The organism is Ancylobacter pratisalsi, from assembly GCF_010669125.1.
Taxonomy (GTDB): Bacteria; Pseudomonadota; Alphaproteobacteria; order Rhizobiales; family Xanthobacteraceae; genus Ancylobacter; species Ancylobacter pratisalsi.
This window is the reverse complement of sequence record NZ_CP048630.1, coordinates 4465289-4486472: the sequence shown is the minus strand read 5'-3', so window position 1 is coordinate 4486472 and position 21184 is coordinate 4465289. Positions and strand designations below refer to the sequence as shown.

The following is a 21184-nucleotide window of genomic DNA, read 5'->3' as shown; positions in this document are numbered from 1 at the left end:
GTGCCTCAGCCCGCTTCCACGCGCTCCCAGCCTGCGGGCATAAGGCGCTCCTGAGGCAGGAACCGGCGCTTGTAGTCCATCTTGTCGGAGCCATCGACCCAGTAGCCCAGATAGACGTAGGGCAACCCCATCTGACGCGCCTTGGTGACGTGGTCCAGGATCATGTAGGTGCCGATGGACCGTCCTGGCTCGTCGGGCTCGTAGAACGAATAGACCATCGACAGCCCGTCCGCGAGAACGTCGGTCAACGCGACCGCGTACAGCCCGCCCTGTCCCCGCCCGTTGATTGCGGTGTCCGGACCGCGCGGGCGATATTCGATCAGGCGGGTACGTACATGGCTGTCCTCGACCATCATGGCGTAATCAAGCACGGTCATGTCAGCCATGCCCCCATCGCTGTGGCGGCTGTCGAGATAGGCGCGGAAGAGCGAATATTGCTCCGCGGTCGGGACTGCGGCGCGCATATCTCCAATCAGATCGGCATTGATCTGGCGCACGCGACGGAAGCTGCGCGCGTCTTGAAATTCATCGACGCAGATTCTGACGGACACACAGGCCCGGCAATGCTCGCAGGCCGGTCTATAGGCGATAGACTGGCTGCGACGAAATCCGCCATGGGTAAGCACGTCGTTGAGCTGCGTCGCCCGCTCGCCGACGAGATGGGTGAACACCTTCCGTTCCTCACGGCCCGGGAGGTACGGGCAGGGGGAGGGGGCCGTCAGGTAGAACTGCGGTGTATCGCGCGGGTGCTCTGTCACGGTCGCTTTGTGGTCAGCCAGACTCAGAGATTGCCAGAGCCACAGCCCGCGTCAAATGCTGCCACAGGCCTCGGGTGGAAATAGTTCAAGGACGGTACCCGCGTATTGCCGCGACGCGTTCTTCGGTGTTGGTCACCACCGTGCCCAGAACCAAGTCGTGCAAAAGGCGCTTGCGGGCATTGAACAGACCCACGACCACCACGAGCGGCGTGAGCACGCTTACCGATACCCAGAACAGTACGATGCTGAGCACGGCAAGCAAGGGGTACATCGGCGCGCCATGCCACAACCGCATCTCGAGCCCCATCGCCCGCATACCGATCGTCGCGGACTGCGATCCGCCAAGCGTCAGGCCGGTATAGGCCAACGCCCAGATCACATAGGCCGGGCTGAGTAGTCCGAACAGATACCAGCCAAGTCCCAAGGTAAGGAAGCCAAACACGAAAATCGCGATCGATGCGGCGATGATCGGCACGATCACGATGACCGCATCAATCAGGAAGGCAAGAGTACGGCGCCACAGCACGCCCTCGAAATATTCGGGCTCTGCGTAGGGGTCGATCGCGTAAGGTTTGGGCTCGCCATAAAAGGTGTCGGACATGGGCAGCTCCTGCGCTTCCTTTCAGATTGGAGGCAAAACGCCCAAGCACAAGGGGCCGTTGCCTCCCTCAGCCGGCGGTGCGCCAATCGATACGAACGACATCCATGCCTTCGGCGAGCAGAACGCGCTGCACTTCATCGGCATGGGCGCGGTCGCGGGTCTCGACCGTGACGTCGAGCCGGGCCCCCTTCGCGTGCACGTCGAGGAAGTGCCGCTTGTGCTCGACCTCGAGAATGTTGGCACCAAGGCCGCCAAGAAGCGAAGCAATGATGCCGAGCTCGCCGGGGCGATCGAGCATGGAAAAGCGGAAGCTGACAATGCGTTCCTCACGCTCCAGCTCGCGCATCATGATCGAGGCCACCATGCGAGGATCGATATTGCCGCCCGAGACGACAAGGCCGACGTTGCGGCCACGATAGCGATCGGGCTGGGCAAGAAGTTCAGCCAGCCCTGCCGCGCCCGCGCCCTCGGCCAGCGTCTTCTGCTGGGTGAGGAACAGATTTACGGCCCGCTCGAAGGTGGGTTCATCGACCAGAACCACGTCTGAAACCAGTGCCGACACGATCTCTCGGGTCAGGGCTCCGGCTTCCTTGACGGCGATGCCTTCGGCGAGTGTGGCGCCGACGCAGGGGCGGTTTTGCTGGTGGAGCGCGTTCCACATCGAGGGGTACAGCGTGGTTTCCACGCCGACGATCTCGATGTCGGGACGCATGTCCCGTGCAGCCACCGCCATTCCCGAAATCAACCCGCCGCCGCCGACCGGCACCAGGAGCGCGTCGAGTTCTGGAGCGTCTTCAAGCATTTCGCAGGCGATGGAACCCTGACCGGCGATGACATGAGGATCGTCGTAAGGGTGCACCCAGACAAGGCCTTCATTCCGGGCGATGCGGTCGGCTTCCTCGCTGGCGTCTCCCACCGACTCGCCGTGCAGCACGACACGTGCGCCGTGCGCCTCGGTGGCCGCCACCTTGACCATGGGGGTATGCTTGGGCATCACGATGGTGGCGCGGATGCCCAGCCGTGCGGCGTGGTACGCCACCGCCTGTGCATGGTTGCCAGCAGACATTGCGACGACGCCTGACGCCCGCTCCTGCGGCGATAAGCTGGCAAGCTTCACCAGCGCGCCCCGCTCCTTGAAGCTGGCGGTGACCTGCAGGTTCTCGTATTTCACGAAAACATGCGCGCCCGTAATCGCCGAAAGGCGCGGCGCCGGAAGCGTGGGCGTGCGCAGCACGGCGCCGGCGATCACTTCGCGGGCGGCGGCAACATCGGCGGGGGAAACGGGCAAGGTCATCAAAATGCTCAGAATTCTCGCGGCGACGGCGCCGCACGATTGAGGAGCCCTCCAGGTCTCAGCATGAGAAATGCCGCCAGGAGAGAATAGGTCACCACGTCGCGATACGCGATGTCGAACGCCGAGGACCACACGATTTCAACGCCGGCAACGAGGGCGGCGCCAAGAAACGCACCCGGCACGGAGCCAATGCCGCCAATAATTGCCGAAATCAAGGCCTTGAGCGTAAGGGAAAGGCCGTCGCCGGCCTGGATCGTGCCATAGGCTACCACAACCACGGCGCCTGCCAGCCCCGCCGACGCTCCGGCGATGATGAATGTCAGCGAGCGCAGAAGCGGAATCGGCACGCCAAGCATCGCCGCCATCAGTGGATCCTCGGCGTGGGCGCGCCAGGAGCGTCCAAAATTCGAGAACGTCATCAAGCCAAGAAGCAGTGATGCCCCCGACATGGCGAGCCCGGCACCCAGAAGCTGGGCGGGTGTCACCGTGGCCACGAAGCTCTCCGCACCTGCGAGGTAAAGCGGGCGATTCAGAAGCGCGGGCAACCAGTTAAGGCGATCCGGTGCGGTCAGCCGGATAAGCTCGCTGAGCACGATTGCAAGTGCCAAAGTGCCGATCAATGTCGTCTGGGGGGCTCGGGAGCGGGTGGCGAGGGGGAGGACTATGGTGCGGCCGGCGGTCCAGCTGAGGAGGGCGGCGGCGGCTATACCGGCGAACAGGGCGAGGGCAAGGATCGGGCCGCTCAGTCGTCCGAAGAACGTGCTGACGCCGACGAGAATCAACGTGTTCACCCCGCCCGCGACGGCGATCTCGCCGAAGGCGAAATTGATGCGTCCGACCAGCCCGTAGATCAGCGCGAAGCCGGTGGCGATCAGTCCGTAGACGCCCGCCAGCACCATGCCGTTCAGGGCCTGCTGGAGCCAGTAGGCTGCGTGGGGGCCGAGATGGAACAGCGGCGCGAAGCCCTGTTCGACGCGAATATCTTCGAGCCACCAACGCTTTAGGATCAACAGCTTGACGCCGCTCAACGGCCCGCGATCGGTGGTGACGCCGACGAGGTTGAAGCGCCCGACGCCGGATTGCGCGGCGAATTCGCAGACGATCCAGCGCGCCAGCATCATGTCGCCGATGCGCAGCCGATAGGCCAGACGCAGGGCCGTGGGCTGGCCCGGCACCGGTGAGAGCGAGGTTTCGGTGATCGCCGCGCCGTCCTGATTCAGCGCTTCGGGGATGGCCCGGCAGATGCGCGCCTGATCGGCGTCGATCACCGATCCGCAGCCCGAAAGCAAGAGGCCGATGAGGACGATGGGGAGGACGATCAGGCCAGTGCGGACGATGCGTCCGAGCATGTCGGGTGCCTGCGGGCGATCACACGGCGCGAGCAAGCTTCTCAGCCACGCGGGGCGCGAAATAGGTGAGGATTCCGTCGGCGCCGGCACGCTTGAACGCCATCAGGCTTTCCATCATCGCCTTCTCGCCGTCGAGCCAGCCATTGCGGGCGGCGGCTTCGATCATCGCGTACTCGCCAGAGACCTGATAGGCGAAGGTCGGCAGGCCAAAGCTCTCTTTCAGACGCCAGAGAATGTCGAGATAGGGCATGCCGGGCTTCACCATCAGCATGTCCGCGCCTTCCTCGATGTCGAGCGCCGCCTCGCGCAGCGCTTCCATGCCGTTGGCGGGGTCCATCTGATAGGTGCGCTTGTCGCCGGTGAGGCAGCCCGAGGACCCGACCGCGTCGCGGAACGGGCCGTAGAAGGCCGAGGCGTATTTCGCGCTGTAGGCGAGGATCTGCGCGTCGAGGAAGCCGGCGCTGTCGATGGCGCGACGGATGGCGCCGACGCGCCCGTCCATCATATCCGACGGGGCGATCACGTCCGCCCCCGCATCCGCCTGGACCAGCGCCTGCTCGACCAGCACCGCGACGGTCTCGTCGTTCAGAATGCGGCCATCGCCGTCCAGCAGCCCGTCATGGCCGTGGCTGGTATAGGGATCGAGCGCGACGTCGGTGATCAGCCCGATTTCCGGCACCGCGTCCTTGATGGCACGCAGCGCGCGGCACACCAGATTGTCGCTATTGAGCGCCTCCGCGCCATCCGCCGAGCGCAGGCTCGGATCGGTGTAGGGAAACAGCGCGATGGCGGGGATGCCAAGGCTCGCCGCACGTTCGGCATCGCGCACCGCCTGATCGACCGAGAGCCGCTCGACGCCCGGCATCGAGCCGACCGGGGCGCGCGCCTCGGCGCCGTCCATCACGAACACCGGCCAGATCAGATCGGCCACGGTGAGCGTGTTCTCGCGCATCAGCTGACGCGCCCATTCGGATTTGCGGTTGCGACGGGGGCGCTGCACCAGATCCAGCCTGGAGGACACGTCCGGCCGGGTGACGGGCTCGGGCGAAACGGGACGCGGACGGGCGAAGGGAATCGTCATGTGCAAGGCTCGCAGGGCCGGGGCTGTCCGTTCGACGTATCGAACGACCTTGTTTCGAATGCTTATAGCTTCATATGACACGCGGCGCGACCTCGTTACCCGTCCAATTGCGTATTCGCCGGTCAATCGGCCGCAGGGCAGGATGCCGCGGCAGGGCGATGACCTTGGGTCCACATCGCGCCGCGTTTTCATGTGACGGGTTTTCATCACCGGTCCGAACGCCTATGCGGGCGGGATCACGGACAAGCTCACACCACGCAGGACCAGATGCACGGAGGCAGCGTGACTGAGGCAATCGGCATCCGGTTCGAGAAACGGGGCAGGGTGGGCATCGCGACCCTCGACCGGCCGCGGGCGCTCAACGCGCTCGACCATGCCATGGTCCGGGCACTGCGGGCCGCGCTGGAGAACTGGATCGGCGATCCCGACATCCACCATATCGTGCTGCGCTCGGCCCTTGAGCGTGCCTTCTGCGTCGGCGGCGACATTCGGGCGATGTATGAGCTGGGCCGGGCCGGCGACATCGAGGGCGCGCGGGACTACTGGCGCGATGAATACGCGCTCGACCACCTGATCTCGCGCTGTCCCAAGCCCTTCGTCTCTCTGGTCGACGGGCTGTGCTTCGGCGGGGGATTCGGGCTGTCGGGCCACGGCCGCTATCGGGTGGCGGGGGAGAAGCTCGGCTTCGCCATGCCGGAAGTGGCGATCGGCCTGTTTCCCGATGTCGGCGGCACCTTCGTGCTGCCACGCCTGCCGGGCTGGACCGGCACGTGGCTCGCCATGACCGGCGCGCGGATCGGCATGGCCGACGCCCTCGCCATGGGGCTCTACACCCATCACGTTCCGGTGAGCCGCTGGCCGGCGCTGATCGAGGCCCTCGCCGGGGGCGAGGCGATGGAGACCGTGCTGGCGCGGTTTGCCGCAGCCCCGCCCGCCCCGACGCTGACCGCGTTCTATCCCGCTATCGACCGCATCTTCGCCGGCGGTACCGTGGACGCGGTGATGGCCGCGCTCGATCAGGCCGCGTTTGGCACGGACGAGATCGCCGCCTTCGCGCGGGTCCAGCGCGACACGATCGCACGCGCCTCGCCGACCAGCGTGCACATCGCCTTCCAGCAGATGCAGCGCGGGCTCGGCCACGACCTCGGCGGGTGTCTGAGGCTTGAATTCCGGGTGGTCACGCGCCTGCTGGAGCAGCCCGATTTCTATGAAGGGGTGCGCGCGGTGCTGGTGGACAAGGACCAGAAGCCGGTCTGGACGCCGGCGCGGCTGGACGAGGTGGACGCGCGCGCCATCGCGGCGCTGTTCGACGAGCCGCTCGCCGACGAATTGGTGCTGACCTGAGCGCGAATTCGGCTATGGAGGTGGCATGAGCTCGCCCTACGATCCGATTGACGCCTCCCTTGGGCCCGCCGGCGCCGCGCTTCCGCCCTGGCAGCGCCGCGTGGTGCTTTACCTGCGCCTGCTGGCCGGCTTCCTGCTGGTGAAGACGGTGTATAGCTGGACCCTGATCTGCGGGGTGTGGGACGGAGAGACCAGCCGCTTCGAGATGCTGTCTCTCGCGGCCCAGTCCGCCGTGATCTGGGCCGCGATCATGAATCCGGTGGCTGCGGTCGGGCTGTGGCTCGGCGTGTCCTGGGGCGTGGTGCTGTGGCTGGTGACCGCCATGGTGCAGATACTGATCAACGCGTCCGCCCCGGAGGGCGTGGGACGGCTGATGTTCGTCGCCATCATCGAGACCGTGCTGGTGGCGATCTACGCCTTCCTCACCTTCAAGGCCGCCCGCGAGAGCGACGACTGAACCGGCGGCCGAGGGCTGAAGGCGGGATGTCTGCCGCGACCTAGATCAGCCCCGGCCGGGCCAGGTGTGGCGGGTTTGCCCACCCTGCCGCGTTTAGAAACGATTCATCTTTCCGCTTAAGTCCATCTTAGAAGCGGCCTCCGACACTCGTGCGACGCAGAGGGAGCAAATCCCCACGTCACGACCGGGTGTGGAATATGAACAGAGCAGCACAGAGGGCCACCGCGCCGTTTTCCGAGCCTCGAACGGAAGAGAGACGCGACGAGATTTCGCCGCTCTACCGCGAGACCCTGACACTGGTGGAGCGGCTGCACCGGCGCCTGCTCGACGTGGTGAAGGACGAGTTTGACCGCCGCGAGCGCGACGACGTCAACGCGGTGCAGGCGCTGCTGCTCTACAATATCGGCGACGCCGAGCTGACCGCCGGCGAGCTGCGCACGCGCGGCTACTATCTGGGCGCCAACGTCTCCTACAACCTTAAGAAGCTCGCCGAGGCCGGCTATCTCGACCACCAGCGCTCGCGGGTGGACCGCCGTGCGGTGCGTATCCGCCTCACCGACAAGGGTGAGGAAATCCGCACCATCATCGAGGGGCTCTACGCCAAGCACATCACGACCATCGAGCCGGTCGGCGGCATTGGTCCGCAGGAGTTCGAGACGCTGAACAAGGCGCTGAACCGGCTGGAACGGTTCTGGACCGACCAGGTGCTGTATCGGCTCTAGGCGCGGCGGATCAACGCCGGAAGCCGGGAAAGTCGTCTTTTTCAGGGCAATCTGATACCAAGCTGGCGCGCCGGTCCCTACGGCGAGTCATCGCTGGTTTCGGAGTTCCGGCTTGTGAGCCCGATCCGCCTGTTTGCTCTGCTCAATCCCGCGATTGGTCTGATCTTCGCCACCGCCTTCCTGATGCTGTGGTGGAACCATCGCGAACGCCCGCACATTCTGCTGATGGCGGGAGCGGCGGCAACCTATGCGATTGCCGTGTCGGCCCAGCTTTTCCTGCCGCTGATTCCAGGAGTGGGCGTCAACACGCTGGGGTCGGCGTTTTTCTACCTGCTCGCGCTCGGCCTGTTCATCGAAGCGATACTGATGCGTGTGGGCGTGCGCGGAAACGTGCCGTTCATCCTCGCCTTCGCCGCGCTCATCCTGGCGCTGCTGGCGTTCTTCATCCTCGTCCATGACAGCCTGATCATCCGGATCTATGTGCTCAATGTCGGCGCCGGGGCGTTGTTGTGCTGGGCGGCGTGGCGCCTTCGCCGGGCGCGTAGCGTCAGGATGATCGACCGGGCGCTGTTCTGGATCGTGCTGCTGATCGGGCTGCACTTCCTGCCGCGCACCGTGTTCACGCTGCTGGCGGACGCGGGGACGGGGGCGACCACGACGGCGCAGTTCGGGCACTCGATCTTCTTCCAGGTGATGAATTTCGCGCTCATCATCCTGGCGCTGCTGCTGTGCCTGACCTTCCTGCTGGCGATCGCGCTCGACATTCTGGAGGATGTGCGGCGCGAGCAGTATTGCGACAGCCTCACACCGCTGCTCAACCGTCGCGGTTTCGAGGCGGAAGGGCAGCGGCGGCTGGTGGCGCTGCATGGCGGGCGCGCGAGCGTGGTGTTCTGTGACATCGACCACTTCAAATCGGTCAACGACACCTATGGCCACGCCGCCGGCGACGAGGTGATCCGCACCGTCGGCGTTCTGATCGCGGACGAGATCCGCCCCTCGGATCTGGGGGGCCGGATCGGCGGCGAGGAATTCGTCATCCTGCTGCCGGGCGCCAGCCTCGAAGAGGGCCGCGTCCTCGCCGAGCGACTGCGCCAGCGGATTTCCGAGGCCTCCTTCGCGGCCCTGCGGCAGGCCCGCGTCACCGCGAGCTTCGGCGTCGCCGAAGCCGGGCCCGACGAGCCGCTCGACGATGTGATGAGCCGCGCCGACGACAAGCTCTACGCCGCCAAGCGCGGCGGACGCGACCGGGTCGCGGCGTGACGCCTCAGCCCTGAAGCAGCCCTTCCAGCGTGTTGGCGACGTTGATGCCGATCGCTTCCACCGCGTAGCCGCCTTCCATGACGACGAGCGTGGGCAGGCCAAGCTTGGCGATGCGCGCGCCCATCTTCAGATAGTCCGGGCTGTCGAGCCGGAACTGGGAGATCGGGTCGTCCTTGTAGGTGTCGACCCCGAGCGAAACGATGAGCGCGTCCGGCGCGTAGTCCGCCACCAGCACGCACGCCGCCTCCAGCGCCGCGCCCCAGCCCTCGAAATCCGCGCCCCAGGGCAACGGGAAATTGGCGTTGAAGCCCTCGCCGGGGCCCTGGCCGGCTTCGTCGGCGTAGCCGAGGAAATAGGGGAACTCCTGCATCGGATCAGCGTGGATGTTGCACACCAACACGTCCGGGCGGTCGTAGAAGATCGACTGCGTGCCGTTGCCGTGGTGGTAGTCGACATCAAGCACCGCCACCCGCGCGGCGCCGCGGTCGAGGAAGGACTGCGCCGCGACGGCGGCGTTGTTGACGAAGCAATAGCCGCCCATCGTGCCCGCATGGGCATGGTGGCCGGGCGGGCGGCACAGGGCGAAGGCGTTGGGCTGGCCGTCGGCGATCAGGTCAACGCCGGTGAGCGCGATGTCCGCACCCGCCTGCACCGCGTCCCAGGTGCCCGCGACGATGCAGCAGCCGGCGTCGAAGGAGAAATGGCCGAGCTTGCCGTCGATGTTGTCCGGCTCGATGGCCCGCATGCCCGGCGCCTTCCAGAAGCTGGGCAGCGCGGGAAAGTCGCGCCCGTCCGCCGTCCATTGCTGCCAGGCCGTGGAGAGGAAGCGGATGAAGGCTTCGTCGTGGACCTTGAGAACAGGATCAAGGCCGTGGGCGGTCGGATCAACGAAGGGCCCGAGCTGGCGCTCGCCCACCGCCCGCAGGATCATCGCGACCCGCTCCGGCTTCTCGAAGGCCGGGACGACGCGCCCGTTCATGAGCTCGACATGGCCGGAATGGCCGAGATGGCGCGGCGAATGGATGATCTGCATCGGGCGTCCGGGTGTTGCGGGTGGGGGAGTGGCGATCGGGCGGCGCGGAACCATAAGCGAGGGGCGGGCGCCGTGTCATCCGGCCACTGGCGTCGGCATTGGCAGGCGCGACCGGTTGTTTCGACAAAATACCGTGCGTGTCTTCAAGCCGGGGGGCGGAGCGTCGGATAGCGGTCCTCGTCAACGCCGCTCGCGGCGGCTCTTTCGTGAAAAGGACCCGTCGATGCGCACCACGTCGCTGTTCTCCGTTGCCTTCCTCGCTGCGTTGCTGAGCCTGGGCGCCCTGCCGGCGAAGGCCTCTGCCGCGAACGGTTCCCCCGCCGTGGCGCCGCAGTACGACACCACCCATGTCTATGTTGATCCGGCGGATGTCGATGCGTTCACGACGAGCTTCCTGGCAACTTTCGGCGGCACCACGACCAGGCAGGTCGTCGCCACTGTCACGCCGACGCCCAGCCGCACCACCAGCCAGCTGATCCAGACCCCGGTGGGGACGGTCTCGCTGTTCGGTTTCAAGACCCCGATTCCCTATCCGTTCGGAGCCGAGCGCACCGGCTATCTGGTGAAGGACCTCGACGGCGCGCTGGCCTCTGCGCGCGAGGCCGGCGCCAGCGTGCTGGTCGACGCGTTCCCCGACGCGATCGGCCGCGATGCGGTGATCCAGTGGCCAGGCGGCGTCAACATGCAGCTCTATGTGCACAACAAGGTGCCCGACTACCCCGCCTTCCGGGCCGTTCCCGAGAACCGCGTCTATCTGTCCGCGGATGCGCAGGAGGCTTTCGTGAAGGACTTCCTGTCCTTCGCGAAGGGCGAGGTGGTTTCCGACGAGAAGGCGGCGCCGGGCATCGAGGTGGGAGACGCCGGAAGCCGCTATCGCCGGATGCGGATTGTCTCGCCGTTCGGCCGGATGACGTTGCTGATCACCAACGGGCATCTGCCCTTTCCCTACGGGTACGAGACCACCGGCTACGAGGTCGAGAACCTGCCGGCGACGCTGGCGAAGGCGACCGCCTCGGGCGCGAGCGTGCTGGTCGAGCCGTTCGAGTCGCAGGGGCGGGTTTCGGCGATGGTCCGCTTTCCGGGCGGCTACATCGCGGAAATTCACGCCCTCACGCCGTAGCGGTCACGCCCCCTGCGGTAGATGGGCGCGCCGCGTCCGGGGATCCCTTGCGGCCCCACGCCAACGTCGCCCGACTGAGTCGTGTGGCAACAGGGGGCCGCTTCGGCCGGCGGTAAGGCGCGGCGCCGGCACACGTTCTGCGATGAATGTTCAAACCGGGACACTGCCCTGCGGCCGCATGCTTTGAAAGGCTGCGGGTGCTGTGCTAAGCGACCGGCCTTGAATCCCCACGGCTGGCATGAGGCTGGCCGCGAGGCGTCGCCACCGCCCAGGGAGGCCGGTCAATGTCGTCCGAAGCCCACGCTTCTTCCAGTACTACCCGCAATCGCTTCTTCTCGGCCACGCTCGCCGAGACCGATCCGGAACTCGCCGGCGCGATCGACGCCGAACTCGGCCGCCAGCGCGACGAGATCGAGCTGATCGCCTCGGAGAACATCGTTTCCCGGGCGGTGCTGGAAGCGCAGGGTTCGGTGCTCACCAACAAATACGCCGAGGGCTATCCCGGCCGGCGCTATTATGGCGGCTGCCAGTTCGTGGACGTGGCCGAGCAGCTCGCGATCGACCGCGCCAAGAAGCTGTTCGGCGCGGATTTCGCCAATGTGCAGCCCCATTCGGGCGCGCAGGCGAACACCGCCGTGTTCTTCGCGCTGATGCAGCCGGGCGATACCTTCCTCGGCCTCAACCTCGCCGCCGGCGGTCACCTGACCCACGGCGCGCCGGTGAGCCTTTCGGGCAAGTGGTTCAAGCCGGTGCCCTACAGCGTGCGCCGCGACGACCAGCGCATCGACTATGAAGAGGTCGCCCAGCTCGCCGACCAGCACAAGCCGAAGGTGATCATCGCCGGTGGCTCCGCCTATCCGCGCCACATCGACTTCGCGAAGATGCGCGCCATCGCCGATTCGGTCGGCGCCTATCTGATGGTCGACATGGCCCATTTCGCCGGGCTGGTGGCGGGCGGGGTGCACCCCAACCCGGTGCCGCACGCGCATGTGACCACCACCACGACCCACAAGACCCTGCGTGGCCCGCGCGGTGGCATGATCCTCACCAATGACGAGGACCTGGCCAAGAAGTTCAACTCCGCGATCTTCCCCGGCACCCAGGGCGGCCCGCTGATGCATGTGATCGCCGCCAAGGCGGTCGCGTTCGGCGAGGCGCTGCAGCCTGAGTTCAAGATTTACGCGAAGAACGTCGTCGAAAACGCTAAGGCGCTTGCGGAAAACCTGAAGGGCCACGGTTTCGAGATCGTCTCCGGCGGCACGGACACGCACCTGATGCTGGTGGACCTTCGGCCCAAGAAGCTGACCGGCAAGGTGTCGGAAATCGCGCTCGGGCGGGCCCACATCACCTGCAACAAGAACGGCATTCCCTTCGACCCAGAGAAGCCGATGGTGACCTCCGGCGTGCGCCTTGGCACCCCGGCCGGCACCACGCGCGGCTTCGGCGTTGCGGAGTTCCAGCAGGTCGGCGACATGATCGCCGAAGTGCTGGAGGTGCTGTCGCAGAAGGGCACCGACGAGGACAGCCTTGTCGAAGCCGCTGTGCGTGAGAAGGTGAAGACCTTACTGGACCGATTCCCGATCTACAGCTGAGGTAACGACATGCGCTGTCCCTATTGCGGGAGTCTCGACACCCAGGTGAAGGACTCCCGTCCCACCGAGGACAGCGCCGCCATACGCCGCCGCCGCATCTGCCCCGATTGCGGCGGCCGCTTCACCACCTTCGAACGCGTGCAGCTGCGCGAACTGACCGTGCTCAAGCGATCCGGGCGGCGGGTGCCGTTCGACCGCGACAAGCTGGCCCGTTCGATCGAGGTCGCGCTCCGCAAGCGCCCCGTGGAACCCGAGCGTATCGAACGGCTGGTCTCCGGCCTAGTGCGGCGGCTGGAGAGCATGGGCGAGAGCGAGATCACGTCCGAGACCATCGGCGAGCGGGTGATGGAGAGCCTGAAGCAGCTCGACGACGTCGCCTATGTGCGTTTTGCCTCGGTCTACCGCAATTTCCGCGAGGCCAAGGATTTCGAGACCCTGCTCGGCGAGCTGGACGCGCGCCCGGGCGAGGCCATTATCGAAGAGATGCGCGTCGCCAAGGCATTGCGGCGCGCGCCCGATCCGGCCGAAAACGATGATTGAGCCCGCCCGGCGCGGGGAATGAACCTATGGACCACACGGCCACCGATGAAGCGCTGATGGGCGCGGCGCTCTGCGTGGGGCGCCGCGAGATCGGCCATACCTGGCCCAATCCGGCGGTCGGGGCGGTGGTGGTGCGCGAGGACGCGGCCGGGCCGGTGGTGCTGGCGCGCGGCTGGACGGCGAAGGGCGGACGCCCCCATGCCGAACCGCAGGCGCTGGCGCGTGCCGGTGAGGGCGCACGGGGCGCGACGCTTTATGTGACGCTGGAGCCGTGCTCGCATCACGGCCGCACGCCCCCCTGCGTCGATGCCATCCGCGCATCGGGCATTGCCCGCGTGGTCGCCGCGATCGGGGACCCGGATGTGCGGGTGTCCGGCCGGGGCTTCGCCCTGTTGCGTGACGCCGGAATCCGGGTGGATGTCGGGGCCGGGGCCGGGGAGGCGCTGATCGCCCATGCCGGCCATATCCGCCGGGTCACGCAGGGCCGCCCGCACATCCTGCTGAAGATGGCGGTGTCGGCCGATGGCAAGGTGGGCCTTGCCGGGCGCCGTCCGGTGGTGATCACAGGCTCCGCCACCCGCGCGCGGGTGCACCTGATGCGGGCGACCCATGACGCGGTGCTGACCGGCATCGGGACGGTGCTGGCGGACGATCCCCTTCTCACCTGCCGCCTGCCGGGCATGGAAGAACGCTCGCCGCTGCGCGTGGTGCTGGACAGCGGGCTGCGTCTGCCGCCGGACAGCGCGCTGCTGGGGAGCCTTGATGTCGCCCCGCTATGGGTGATCGCGGGCGAGGACGCGCCGGCCGAGGCAGAGCGGGCGCTGAACGAGCGCGGTGTGGAGGTCATGCGCGTCGGGCGCGGCGGGCAGGGCGGGCTCGACCTCGACGAGACGGCGCGCCTGCTGGCGCTGCGCGGCCTCACGCGGGTGATGGTGGAAGCCGGTCCGCGCGTCGCGGGCGCCTTCCTGCGCGCCGGGCTGGTCGATGCCTGCGCGCTGTTCGAGGCACCGGTGCAATTGGGCGATGGCGCCATCGACGCGCTGGAGGGGCTGCCGCTGGCGGCCCTCAATCACTATTTTCTTCTCGCCGAGACGGAACGCCACGGGCCGGACCGGCTATCCATCATGAGGCGCCGCTGACATGTTTACCGGGATCGTTACCGATATCGGCACCATCCGAACCGTCGTGCCGCGCAATGACGTGCGCCGGCTGACCATCGCCTCCGTCTATGACCCGTCCTCCATCGAGCTGGGCGCCTCCATCGCCTGCGCCGGGGTGTGCCTGACGGTGGTGTCCACCGGCACCGACAGCTTCGATGTCGAGGCCGCCCCCGAGACGCTCGCCGTCACCACGGCGGGTTCATGGGGCGAGGGGCACCGGGTGAACCTGGAGCGCGCGCTGAAGATCGGCGACGAACTGGGTGGGCATATCGTGCAGGGCCATGTGGACGGCGTTGCCACCGTGGTGGCGCGCGAGGACCTTGGCGAGACCACGCGCTTCACCTTCGAGGCCCCCGCCGAACTGGCGCGCTTCATCGCGCCCAAGGGCTCGGTGACGCTGGACGGCACCTCGCTGACGGTGAACGAGGTGGACGGCGCGCGCTTCACCTGCCTGCTCATTCCCCACACGCTGGCGCACACAAGCTGGGGCGACGTGCACCCCGGCGGGCGTGTCAATATCGAAGTCGACATGATGGCCCGCTACGCCGCGCGGCTTGCGGAGTTCCGCTGAGGCTTGTACGTCGTCGGCCCAACCAGTTTCGCGAGGTTTACCCATGGCGAGCCCCCGCCCGCCCCGTGCGTCCGATGTTCCGCCCGCTCCGCTCGACGGGGCGCGTGTGCTTATCGTCGAGGCCCGGTTCTATGACGACATTGCCGACGAGCTGCTCGCCGGCGCCCGCAAGGCCCTGGAATCGGAAGGCATCGCGCCCGATCTGGTGACGGTGCCCGGCGCGCTGGAAATTCCCGCCGCCATCGTCATTGCCGCCGACGCGGCCGCAAACGCCGGCCGGCCTTACGACGCGGTCGTGGCGCTGGGCTGCGTGGTGCGCGGCGAGACCTATCATTTCGAGATCGTCGCCGGCGAATCCTCGCGCGCCATCATGGACCTGTCGGTCGCGCGCGGGCTGCCGATCGGCAATGGCATCCTCACCGTCGAGAATGACGAGCAGGCCTGGGCGCGTGCCCGGGTCAGCGAAGGTGACAAGGGCGGCGGCGCGGTGCAGGCGGCGCTGACGCTGGTGCGCCTGAAGCGACGGGTAAGGTAGCCCATCATGGCCAGCACCAAACCGACCGGCACCAAGCCGGTCAACCACAAGCCGCTGCGCAAGAGCGCGGCGCGGCTCAACGCCGTGCAGGCGCTCTACCAGATGGATGTCGCGGCGACCCCGCTGCCGGAAATCCTCGCCCAGTTCGAGAGCCACTGGATCGGGCGCGAGATCGAGGGCGACGAGATCGCCAGCGCCGACGTCACCCTGTTCCGGGACATCGTCGGCGGGGTGGTGCAGGAGCAGCGCACCATCGACCCGGTGCTCGATGCCGCGCTGGTGCGCGGTTGGCCGCTCAAGCGCATTGAAACCGTGCTGCGCGCCGTGCTGCGCGCGGGTGCCTATGAGCTGGCCTCCCGGCCCGACGTGCCGGCCCGCGTCGTGGTGGCCGAGTATGTGAATGTCGCCGCGGCCTTTCTTGATCGCGAGGAAACCGGCATGGTGAATGCCGTTCTGGATGGGCTGGCGCGTGAGCACCGGCCCAGCGAATTCACCGGCTGAGGAGAGGCGATGAGCACGGGCGGTTCCGGAGAGGCAAGAATGTCCGGAGAGGACGCGCTGATCGCCCGGCTTTTCGAGCCGATTGCCCGACATCCCGGCGCGCTGGGCCTGAAGGACGACGCGGCACTTCTCGCCGTGCCGCCGGGCCATGAACTGGTGCTCACGAAGGACGCGCTGGTCGCGGGCGTCCATTTTTTCGCCGACGACGCGCCCGGCTCGGTCGCGCGCAAGGCGTTGCGGGTCAACCTGTCGGACCTCGCCGCCAAGGGGGCGAGGCCGCTGGGTATTCTGCTGGCCATTGCCATTCCTGCCGATATGTCGAGCGCGGCGCTGGAAGCCTTCGCCACGGGCCTTGGCGAGGACGCCAGCGACTATGGCGCCCCGCTGCTGGGCGGCGACACGGTGCGCACCGATGGCCCGTTGACGATCTCCATCACCGCCGTGGGCGCGGTGCCGACGGGAAGCATGGTGAAACGCGCCAGCGCGCCGGCGGGGCAGGCGATCGTGGTCACCGGCACCATCGGCGACGCGGCGCTGGGGCTTGCGCTGCGTCTCGCGCCCGACCGGCCCGGCTTCAAGGCGCTCGCCCCGGACGAGCGCGCCTTTCTCGCCGATCGCTACCTGCACCCGCGCCCGCGCCTGGCACTGGCCGGCGCGCTGCGCCGCTGCGCCAGCGCGGCGATGGATGTCTCCGACGGACTGGTGGGGGATCTGGCCAAGATGCTCGCAGCGTCCGGCGTCGGCGGCGAGATCGAGGCGGCGCGTGTGCCGCTGAGCGTCGCCGCGCGCGCAGCGATAGCCGCCGAGCCTGAACTCATGGTGACCGCGCTGACGGGTGGCGACGACTATGAGATTCTGGCGGTGATGGCCGACGAGCAGCTCGACACCTTCGCCGCCACCGCGACCGCCAGCGGCATCGGCACCGCCGTGATCGGGCGGACTTTTGCGGGCGAGGGCCTGATGGTGCGGGACGCTCTCGGCGCACCACTGCCGGTGGGGCAGGGCAGCTTCAGCCACTTCTGAGCGCGCCGCGCCCATGGGGCGGGCCTCGACGAAAGGGTAGCGGAAGTGCCGATTGCCTCCGCGTCGGCACGCGCCTAGCCTTGGTCCCTAGACCCGGGTGGCAACCTGGGCAGCAACAGGGACCTTCCAATGAAAATCGTGACGATACTTGCCACGGCCGCCGCCCTTGCCATCGGCGCCGGTGTTGCCCATGCCGAGATCAAGAAGGTGCGCATCGGCACCGAGGGTGCCTACCCGCCCTTCAACTCGGTCGACACCAGCGGGCAGCTTGTCGGCTTCGACATCGATATCGCCAAGGCGCTGTGCGAGAAGATGAAGGTCGAGTGCACCTTCGTGGCGCAGGACTGGGACGGCATCATCCCCGCGCTGCTGGCCAAGAAGTACGACGCCATCGTCGCCTCCATGTCGATCACCGACGAGCGCAAGGAGAAGGTGGCTTTCACCATTCCCTACTACCTGACGCCGGGCAATTTCATCGCGCCGAAGGACACCAAGATCACCGACATTTCGCCGGAAGCGCTGAAGGGCAAGCTGATCGGCGCGCAGTCCTCGACCACGGGCGCGACCTATCTCGAAGACAAGTACAAGGGCTCCGACATCAAGCTCTATCCCACGCAGGACGAGGCCAATGCCGACCTCGCCTCCGGCCGGCTGGACGCGGTGCTGGCCGACAAGTTCGTGCTCTATGAGTGGCTGGAGAAGACCGACGCCGGCAAGTGCTGCAAGTTCATCAGCCCCGATCTGCCCGGCGTCAATCCGGACGGCACCGGCATCGCCGTGCGGCAGGACGACAACGAACTGCGCGAGATGCTGAACAAGGCGATCAAGGAGATCCAGGCGGACGGCACCTACGCCAAGATCAACGCCAAGTACTTCCCGTTCCCGATCAACTGAGACACCGGCGCTGCGCCTGACCCTGCGCCGCGCCGTCCTCCGGGCCACATTACCCGCCCCGCCGGGTCGCTCACGCCGGAAATAAACGATGAAGACCGACATCATTGTGCTCGGTGCCGGCATTGTCGGCACGTCCATCGCGCTCCAGCTCGCCCTTCGCGGGCGCCAGGTGGCGCTGGTGGACCGCCGGGGGCCGGGCGAGGAAACCTCCTACGGCAATGCCGGCCTCATCGAGCGCGCCTCCATCTACCCGGTGGCGTTCCCGCGAAAGCTCGGGGTGCTCGCCGAGGTGGCGCTGGGCCGCAATCCGGGGGCGAACTACCACTGGAACGCGCTGCCCGGGCTGATGCCCTGGATGTACGCCTACTGGCGCGCCTCCGCGCCCGCGCGCATTCTCGACTATGCCCGGACCATGGAAAAGCTGCTGGCGCGCAGCATCGAGGAGCACGAACGGCTTGCCGGGCCGAGCGGGGCGCAGCACTTCTTCCGCGAGGGCGGCTGGCTGAAGCTCTATCGCACCGAGGCCGGGCTCGCCAATGAGCGCACCGAGTTTCCCCTGGCGGCGACATACGGCCTCACCGCCCGCGAGATTTCCGTCGACGAGGCGCTGAAGCTGGAGCCGGCGCTGAGGCCCGTGTTCACCGGCGCGGTGATCTGGTCGGACCCCCATTCGGTCTCCAGCCCCGGCGGCGTGACGCAGGCCTATGCCGCCCATTTCACCAGCCTGGGCGGCCGCTTCGTCAATGGCGACGCCCGCACGCTGGCCCGCACCGCCAGCGGCTGGCGGGTTACGGGCGAGGAAGGCGTGGTGGAGGCCGACGAGGTGGTGGTGGCGCTCGGCCCGTGGGCGATGGACGTGCTGGCGCCGCTGGGCCTTCGGCTGCCGCTCGCGGTCAAGCGTGGCTATCACATGCACTACCGGGCGGAGGGCAATGCCGGCCTGTCGCGGCCGGTGCTCGACGAGGAGGGCGGCTACGTCATCACCCCGATGGTGGGTGGAATACGCCTGACCACGGGTGTCGAATTCGCCCGCCGCGATGCGCCGAAGACCCCGATCCAGCTCACAAAGACCGAGAAGCTGGCGCGCGGGCTGTTTCCGCTGGGCGAGCGGGCCGAGGCCGAGCCGTGGATGGGCTCCCGGCCGGCATTTCCCGACATGCTGCCCGTCATCGGTCGCGCGCCCGGACAGAACGGGATGTGGCTGGCCATCGGCCACCAGCATCTGGGCTTCACGCTGGGCCCCATCACCGGGCGCATTCTCGCCGAGATGATGAGCGGGGAGGTGCCGTGCACGGACCCCGCGCCCTTCGCCGCGACGCGCTTCTGAGCGCGCGTCGCGGGCGGGTTCGGCCCGATCAGAACGGGTTGAACTGCGTGGCGTTGAAGAACTGGCCCAGCAGCGAGATCTCGTTGCCGCCGGTGGGCGTGGTACGGCTGATGAAGTCGAAAATCTTGCCGTCCTGCAGGCCATAGTCGGCGACGCGGGTGACGCGCTTGTCCTTGGGATCGAAATAGACCGCGATCACGCGCTGGCTCACCACTTCCGGCCGCATGAACATGACCTTCTTGGTCTTCTGCGAGATGTAATAGAACACCTCGCCATCGACCGTCGCCACGGTGGACGGCGTGCCGAGCACGAGCAGCACCTGCTCCTGGCTGGAGCCGACCGGTATCTGTTCCAGCGCGCCGGGATTGGCGACATAGCCGCGCTGCTGTTCGGTGACGAAATTCGTCGGGCTGCGCGTGAGGCCGAGATTCGCCGTCGGGACGGGCACGTCGCCGGAACAGGCCGTAAGGCCCGCCGCCGCCAGCACGCAGACGCCGAGCAGACCGCTCCTGCGCAGGCCGTTCGCGCTGCCGTTCGAGCGGACGCTGCCCGTGCCAACGCAGTCCTCGCCCACGCCGGTCTCAGCTTGCGTTGCGCAGGTCGATGCCATCAACTCCACTCCAGCTTCCTCTTCCGCAACATCGGCCGTGCAGAAAGCACACGGTCGGTGGCACGGCAACCTTTACCGGCTGCCGTCTCCATTCGCCGGCCCCGCGCCGGTCTTTTCCAGCAGGGGTCTTACACCCCTACCGGACGCGCGCCGGGCTTGCCAGCGCACGGCGCCCGCGCTACCCCGCCGAAGAGACGCACGCCGCAACCGGGCGGCGAGAAGGAGACCGACCCATGATTCTGCGCCTCCTCCGCCGGGACGACGGGCGGGAGACCATTCAGCGGCTCTATGGCGCGATCGTGGCGCAGTCGCGCGATCCGTCATTCTACACCGCCTATGGCGTGCCGGACACCATCGAGGGCCGGTTCGAGATGATCATCGTCCACGCCTTCCTGCTGTTCCACCGGCTCAGGAACGAGGGCGAAGAGCCGCGTGCGCTGGGGCAGCGCGTGTTCGACGCCTTCTGCGTCGACATGGACGCCAATCTGCGCGAGATGGGTGTCAGCGACATAGCGGTGCCAAAAAGAATGAAGAAGGTGGCCGAGGCGTTCTACGGTCGGGTAGGGGTGTATGACAGCGCGCTGGAGCAGGCGGACATGCAAGCGCTTGCCGAAGGCGTGCTGCGCAACGTGTTCGGTTCCGACCCCGCCCGGCAGGCTGAAGCATCGGCAATGGCCGCCTATATAACCGACGCGGCGAAACTTCTGGCCGCGACACCTTTCACGACGCTGGCGAAAGGGGAGCTTCCGCTTCCCGCGCCCGGCGACTTCAGACCCGAGGAGCGTTCCGCATCATGAAGAGCGAGCTGCCCTTTTCCCACCCGGTGATCGTCGCCGGCCTGCCCGATGACGGGCTGACCCTGAACCTGACGCCCGACGCCGAGGTTCGCGCGGCGCTGGCCCGGGACTTCGGCATTCCCGGCATCGTGTCCCTGAAGGCGCGGGTGACGGTGCTGCCGCTGCCCAAGGGCGAGGTGCGGGTCGGTGGCCATGTCGACGCCGTGGTGACGCAGACCTGCGTCGTCACGCTGGAGAATTTCGACACCAAGGTCTCCGAGGACATCGACATGCATTTCGCGCCCGATGCGCGGATTCCCGAGATCCGCCCGGGCGCCGAGATCGATGTCGGCGAACTCGAACTTCCCGACCCCCTCATCGACGGCACGGTCGATGTTGGCGCGGTGGTGGCGGAATTCGTCGCGCTCGGGCTTGATGCCTATCCGCGCAAGCCCGGCGTGGTATTCGAGTCGCCCGCGGTCCCCTCGGACGAGGAATTGTCGCCCTTCGCCGCCCTTGCGCAACTGCGCGATGACGGCAAGAAAGGTCAGGAATAGACGCCGCATTTGCGACCCGGGCCGTTGACGCTATTGTCATGCAGGCCCATCTGGGGCATGCCCTCACCGCTGAACGGGC

Annotated in this window: 23 protein-coding genes; 16 read left to right on the top strand and 7 right to left on the bottom strand. The window is 67.3% G+C overall.

From position 1 onward, the window contains the following. Positions 1-5 precede the first annotated feature (5 nt). The 5 genes from G3A50_RS20915 to hemB form a co-directional block, all read right to left on the bottom strand. Positions 6-758, bottom strand: a complete 753-nt coding sequence (locus G3A50_RS20915; RefSeq protein WP_163077034.1) for an arginyltransferase — start codon at positions 756-758, stop codon at positions 6-8. Positions 759-843: 85 nt separating this feature from the next. Then, entirely contained in the window at positions 844-1359 is a 516-nt protein-coding gene (locus G3A50_RS20910) for an RDD family protein (protein WP_163077033.1), read from the bottom strand. A 67-nt stretch (positions 1360-1426) separates the two neighbouring features. Then, complete coding sequence (locus tag G3A50_RS20905; RefSeq protein WP_163077032.1) at positions 1427-2653, bottom strand: threonine ammonia-lyase; 1227 nt, start codon at positions 2651-2653, stop codon at positions 1427-1429. 8 nt (positions 2654-2661) lie between these two features. After that, a complete protein-coding gene (locus G3A50_RS20900) occupies positions 2662-4002 on the bottom strand; it encodes a branched-chain amino acid ABC transporter permease (protein ID WP_163077031.1) in 1341 nt (446 codons plus the stop codon). 19 nt (positions 4003-4021) lie between these two features. Then, positions 4022-5083 carry a porphobilinogen synthase gene (hemB, locus tag G3A50_RS20895; RefSeq protein ID WP_163077030.1) on the bottom strand — a complete coding sequence of 354 codons (1062 nt, stop codon included), beginning with the start codon at positions 5081-5083 and terminating at the stop codon, positions 4022-4024. Between the two features lie 282 nt (positions 5084-5365). On the opposite strand from hemB, the gene G3A50_RS20890 reads away from it, so the two are divergent. The 4 genes from G3A50_RS20890 to G3A50_RS20875 all read left to right on the top strand — a co-directional run bounded on the left by G3A50_RS20890 (position 5366) and on the right by G3A50_RS20875 (position 8866). Next, positions 5366-6427: an enoyl-CoA hydratase/isomerase family protein gene (locus G3A50_RS20890; protein WP_343037822.1), complete on the top strand. Its 1062-nt coding sequence runs from the start codon at positions 5366-5368 to the stop codon at positions 6425-6427. A gap of 25 nt (positions 6428-6452) precedes the next feature. Further along, on the top strand, positions 6453-6884 hold the full coding sequence (locus G3A50_RS20885) for a DUF6163 family protein (RefSeq protein WP_163077028.1): 432 nt from the start codon (positions 6453-6455) through the stop codon (positions 6882-6884). A gap of 197 nt (positions 6885-7081) precedes the next feature. Beyond that, the gene (gene ldtR / locus G3A50_RS20880) at positions 7082-7606 is read left to right on the top strand and encodes a transcriptional regulator LdtR (RefSeq protein WP_163077027.1); all 525 of its coding nucleotides are present in this window, start codon (positions 7082-7084) and stop codon (positions 7604-7606) included. Positions 7607-7720: 114 nt separating this feature from the next. Beyond that, the gene (locus G3A50_RS20875; RefSeq protein ID WP_163077026.1) at positions 7721-8866 is read left to right on the top strand and encodes a GGDEF domain-containing protein; all 1146 of its coding nucleotides are present in this window, start codon (positions 7721-7723) and stop codon (positions 8864-8866) included. 4 nt (positions 8867-8870) lie between these two features. Here the strand turns inward: G3A50_RS20875 and G3A50_RS20870 are convergent, their stop codons facing one another. Further along, positions 8871-9899, bottom strand: coding sequence for a histone deacetylase family protein (locus tag G3A50_RS20870; protein ID WP_163077025.1), 1029 nt, complete (start codon positions 9897-9899; stop codon positions 8871-8873). 223 nt (positions 9900-10122) lie between these two features. On the opposite strand from G3A50_RS20870, the gene G3A50_RS20865 reads away from it, so the two are divergent. From G3A50_RS20865 to G3A50_RS20820, 10 genes are all read left to right on the top strand, one after another. Beyond that, positions 10123-11019, top strand: coding sequence for a glyoxalase (locus tag G3A50_RS20865; RefSeq protein ID WP_163077024.1), 897 nt, complete (start codon positions 10123-10125; stop codon positions 11017-11019). A 284-nt stretch (positions 11020-11303) separates the two neighbouring features. Continuing rightward, positions 11304-12611, top strand: coding sequence for a serine hydroxymethyltransferase (gene glyA / locus G3A50_RS20860; RefSeq protein WP_163077023.1), 1308 nt, complete (start codon positions 11304-11306; stop codon positions 12609-12611). 9 nt (positions 12612-12620) lie between these two features. Then, complete coding sequence (nrdR, locus tag G3A50_RS20855) at positions 12621-13151, top strand: transcriptional regulator NrdR (protein ID WP_163077022.1); 531 nt, start codon at positions 12621-12623, stop codon at positions 13149-13151. A gap of 26 nt (positions 13152-13177) precedes the next feature. Beyond that, complete coding sequence (ribD, locus tag G3A50_RS20850; RefSeq protein WP_246251957.1) at positions 13178-14290, top strand: bifunctional diaminohydroxyphosphoribosylaminopyrimidine deaminase/5-amino-6-(5-phosphoribosylamino)uracil reductase RibD; 1113 nt, start codon at positions 13178-13180, stop codon at positions 14288-14290. Position 14291: 1 nt separating this feature from the next. Further along, on the top strand, positions 14292-14882 hold the full coding sequence (locus tag G3A50_RS20845) for a riboflavin synthase (RefSeq protein ID WP_163077021.1): 591 nt from the start codon (positions 14292-14294) through the stop codon (positions 14880-14882). Positions 14883-14925: 43 nt separating this feature from the next. Then, positions 14926-15417, top strand: coding sequence for a 6,7-dimethyl-8-ribityllumazine synthase (gene ribH / locus G3A50_RS20840; RefSeq protein ID WP_163077020.1), 492 nt, complete (start codon positions 14926-14928; stop codon positions 15415-15417). A gap of 6 nt (positions 15418-15423) precedes the next feature. Continuing rightward, on the top strand, positions 15424-15918 hold the full coding sequence (nusB, locus tag G3A50_RS20835) for a transcription antitermination factor NusB (protein ID WP_163077019.1): 495 nt from the start codon (positions 15424-15426) through the stop codon (positions 15916-15918). Between the two features lie 9 nt (positions 15919-15927). Then, a complete protein-coding gene (gene thiL / locus G3A50_RS20830; RefSeq protein ID WP_163077018.1) occupies positions 15928-16941 on the top strand; it encodes a thiamine-phosphate kinase in 1014 nt (337 codons plus the stop codon). A 129-nt stretch (positions 16942-17070) separates the two neighbouring features. Next, positions 17071-17835 carry an ABC transporter substrate-binding protein gene (locus tag G3A50_RS20825; protein ID WP_163077017.1) on the top strand — a complete coding sequence of 255 codons (765 nt, stop codon included), beginning with the start codon at positions 17071-17073 and terminating at the stop codon, positions 17833-17835. Positions 17836-17923: 88 nt separating this feature from the next. Next, positions 17924-19162, top strand: coding sequence for an NAD(P)/FAD-dependent oxidoreductase (locus G3A50_RS20820; RefSeq protein ID WP_163077016.1), 1239 nt, complete (start codon positions 17924-17926; stop codon positions 19160-19162). A 28-nt stretch (positions 19163-19190) separates the two neighbouring features. Here G3A50_RS20820 and G3A50_RS20815 read toward each other — a convergent pair whose 3' ends face one another. Further along, on the bottom strand, positions 19191-19772 hold the full coding sequence (locus tag G3A50_RS20815; protein ID WP_246251953.1) for an outer membrane protein assembly factor BamE: 582 nt from the start codon (positions 19770-19772) through the stop codon (positions 19191-19193). Positions 19773-20005: 233 nt separating this feature from the next. Here G3A50_RS20815 and G3A50_RS20810 point away from each other — a divergent pair, with 233 nt between their 5' ends. Then, entirely contained in the window at positions 20006-20569 is a 564-nt protein-coding gene (locus tag G3A50_RS20810) for a ubiquinol-cytochrome C chaperone family protein (protein WP_163077015.1), read from the top strand. Next, entirely contained in the window at positions 20566-21105 is a 540-nt protein-coding gene (locus tag G3A50_RS20805) for a YceD family protein (protein WP_163077014.1), read from the top strand. The genes G3A50_RS20810 and G3A50_RS20805 overlap by 4 nt, the downstream gene beginning before the upstream one ends. Positions 21106-21184 lie beyond the last annotated feature (79 nt).